This is a genomic window from Stenotrophomonas sp. 3diitr2024 (assembly GCF_042136455.1).
GTDB lineage: Bacteria > Pseudomonadota > Gammaproteobacteria > Xanthomonadales > Xanthomonadaceae > Stenotrophomonas > Stenotrophomonas sepilia.
Window position 1 is genome coordinate 1 of record NZ_JBHHMJ010000309.1, and the last position, 1,759, is coordinate 1,759.

The 1,759-nt window shown below is 68.5% G+C and carries 3 protein-coding genes; 1 reads left to right on the top strand and 2 read right to left on the bottom strand.

All coding sequences use genetic code 11. The annotated features are described in order from the left end of the window. Window positions 1–713 (bottom strand): SDR family NAD(P)-dependent oxidoreductase (locus tag ABGA94_RS07160; protein WP_375366841.1); only part of this gene is annotated, 713 nt, incomplete at its 3' end. After that, window positions 710–1,030, bottom strand: coding sequence for a Grx4 family monothiol glutaredoxin (gene grxD / locus ABGA94_RS07165; RefSeq protein ID WP_005415957.1), 321 nt, complete (start codon window positions 1,028–1,030; stop codon window positions 710–712). The genes ABGA94_RS07160 and grxD, both read right to left, overlap by 4 nt. Before the next feature lie 120 nt (window positions 1,031–1,150). On the opposite strand from grxD, the gene ABGA94_RS07170 reads away from it, so the two are divergent. Next, entirely contained in the window at window positions 1,151–1,729 is a 579-nt protein-coding gene (locus ABGA94_RS07170) for a superoxide dismutase (RefSeq protein WP_188239121.1), read from the top strand. The last annotated feature ends 30 nt before the right edge of the window (window positions 1,730–1,759 follow it).

A 1,759-nucleotide genomic window follows, 5' to 3' on the forward strand; every position in this document is an offset into this window, starting at 1 on the left:
GACAGCAGGGTCACCGCGGCGGCCGCCGCGGCTTCCGGGCCTTGCGCAGCCGGGTCCTGGTCCACGGAATAGGCGCGGGCCCGAAGCGCCGTGCGCAGGGGGCCTGGGTACAGGCCGCTGACCCGGACGGGACTGCGGCCCAGTTCATCGTGCAGGCTGGCGATCAGGCCACGCAGGCCGTGCTGGGCCACGCCATACCCCCCCCAATAGGCCTGTCCGACCCGTTCGGGAGCATCGACCGCGAACACCATGGCGGCATCCTCGCGTTGCCGCAGCAGCGGCAGGCAGGCCTGGGCCAGCCAGGCCGGTGCGGTCAGGCTGACATGGACCGCACGGGCGAAACTGGCCGGGTCAGCCAGTTCAAACGGAGTCAGCCCGGGGAAATGCGCGGCGCAGACCAGCAGTCCATCCAGTCGCCCCAGCTCGCGCTGCAGGGCCTGGGCCAGTTCGGCATAGTCATCGGGGCTGGCGCCTTCCAGGTCCAGCGGGTACAGAAGCGGTTCCGGACCGACCGCCTGGACCTGGGCATAGACCCGGTCCAGCCGGCGCGGCTTGCGTCCCAGCAGGACCACGGTGGCACCGGCTGCGGCTGCGGCGACCGCCGCGGCACTGCCCAGCCCTCCCCCGGCGCCGGCGACCAGTACGACGCGATCCTGCAACGGGCGGCCATCGATCGCCCCGTCAGTCGGTGACGTCGACGGCCAGGCACTCATCCCTGGGTCGCCTCTTCGACGATGCGCTTGAGCTCGCCGGATTCAAACAGTTCCATGACGATGTCGCAGCCGCCGATCAACTCACCATTGATGAACAGCTGCGGGAAGGTCGGCAGATTGGAAAAGCGCGGCAGGTTGGCGCGGATCTCCGGCTCTTCGAGCACGTTGACAGTGCGCAGGGTGACGGCGCCGGCTGCCATCAACGCCTGCACGGCGCGGCTGGAAAAGCCGCACATCGGGTATTGCGGGGTGCCCTTCATGAACAGCACGAGCGGGTAACGATCGACCTCGGCCTGGATTTGCTGCATTACCGCCACAACCACACTCCTTGCTTCGCCGGACAAACCGACCGTGATGGTCGGCTAGACTGCCCACGGTAGCCGCCATTGTAAGCGGATGGAACAGGCTACCGCCGTCCCCTGGCCACGAACCTGTCCATGCCCGTCGAATTGCCTGCCCTGCCCTACCTCCCCGGCTCCCTGCAGCCCCACCTGTCCGCGCAGACCGTTGAGTTGCATCACGGCCACCACCACCGCGCCTACGTTGACGCGGTCAACGCCGGCACTCTCGGCACCGAGTGGGAGGAGGCGTCACTGGAAGAGATCGTGCGCCATGCCCAGGGCACGCTGTTCGATGCGGCCGCCCAGGCCTGGAACCACGGCTTCTATTGGCAGTGCCTGCGCCCGCGCGGCGGCGGCGAGCCGCAGGGCCGGCTGGGCGAGCTGGTCAAGCGCCAGTTCGGTGATGCGCAGCGCCTGCGCGAGGAATTCAACCGCACCGCGCTGGGCCTGTTCGGCTCGGGCTGGGTGTGGCTGGTGCAGCACCCCGGTGGCCAGCTCGGCATCCAGGCCACCCGCAACGCCGGCACGCCACTGACCGGCGAAAGCACCCCGCTGCTGTGCTGCGATGTCTGGGAGCACGCCTACTACACCGATTACCAGAATGATCGCGCGCGTTACCTGGATGCCTTCTGGCAGATGGTCAACTGGGAATTCGCCGAAAGCCAGCTGCGCTGAGGCAGCGGCTTGGTCACGGGGTAGTGCCGG

What these genes read in the sequence shown, in the direction of transcription:
- ABGA94_RS07170 (WP_188239121.1), top strand. Translation starts at nt 1,151, where the DNA reads ATGCCCGTCGAATTGCCTGCCCTGCCCTACCTCCCCGGCTCCCTGCAG.